This window comes from Desulfovibrio sp. 1188_IL3213, from assembly GCF_036763145.1.
Lineage (GTDB): Bacteria > Desulfobacterota > Desulfovibrionia > Desulfovibrionales > Desulfovibrionaceae > Desulfovibrio.
Genome location: NZ_JBAIYR010000660.1, coordinates 1 through 888, shown reverse-complemented (window position 1 = coordinate 888; position 888 = coordinate 1). Strand labels below are relative to the sequence as shown.

Here is an 888-nt window from a genome sequence, read left to right as displayed (position 1 = left end):
CCTGGAACTGGCCCACGCCACACGCGCCGCTCTTGCCAGGGCCGTGCGCGTGGACGGTGTTTCCGGCACGAGCATTGACGTGGTGGGTACAGGCGGCGACGGGCGCAACTCTTTTAACTGTTCCACAGCCACTTCTCTTGTTCTGGCGGGCATGGGCTACAAGGTGGTCAAGCACGGCGGCCGCGCCGTATCTTCAAAATGCGGCAGCGCCGATGCTCTTGAGGCTCTCGGTATTGCGCTGGACGAAAATCCCGCTTCTGTGGCCGAAATGATCAGAAAGCGCAATTTCGCCTTTTTGTTCGCCCCGCACTTTCATCCCTCTTTTGCCAATATCGGCCCTGTGCGCAAGGAACTGGGCGTGCGCACACTCTTCAATATTCTGGGGCCAATGATCAATCCGGCCCGGCCCAGCCATCTGCTCATGGGCGTGGCCCGGCCGGAACTGGTGGACCTCGTGGCCGAAACACTGCTTCAGGGACCGCTGTACCGGGCGGCCGTGGTCTGCGGCGCGGGAGACTATGACGAGGTCACGCCCATCGGCCCCGCGCGTGTGGCCCTGCTGCATGCCGGTTCTGTGACGTCCATGACGCTTGATCCCCGTGATTTCGGCATCCAGCCGTGCGTTGTGGAAGATCTGGCGGTGGACGGCAAGGATGAGGCCGTGGCCGTGCTCAGGGGAATCCTCAATGGCGAAGGCCCGCGCGCCATGCTGGATATGGTGGCCCTCAACGTGGGGCTGGCGGTGTATCTGCTGGAAGAAAACATGGATATGGCCCTGTGCATGGCGCGCGCGCGCGAAGCCGTAGGCGGGGGCTTTGGCAGGAAGGTGCTGCATGCTGCTTGAGCGTTTTGTCAAGGCCAAGGCGGCCGAAATCGATACCCTGCGCC

The 888-nt window shown here is 62.7% G+C and carries 1 protein-coding gene; it reads left to right on the top strand.

Annotated features, from left to right (window positions below; translation table 11 throughout):
* On the top strand, positions 1-844 hold an 844-nt coding region (gene trpD / locus V6C16_RS14360; RefSeq protein WP_333543575.1), incomplete at its 5' end, for an anthranilate phosphoribosyltransferase.
* Positions 845-888: the final 44 nt, after the last annotated feature.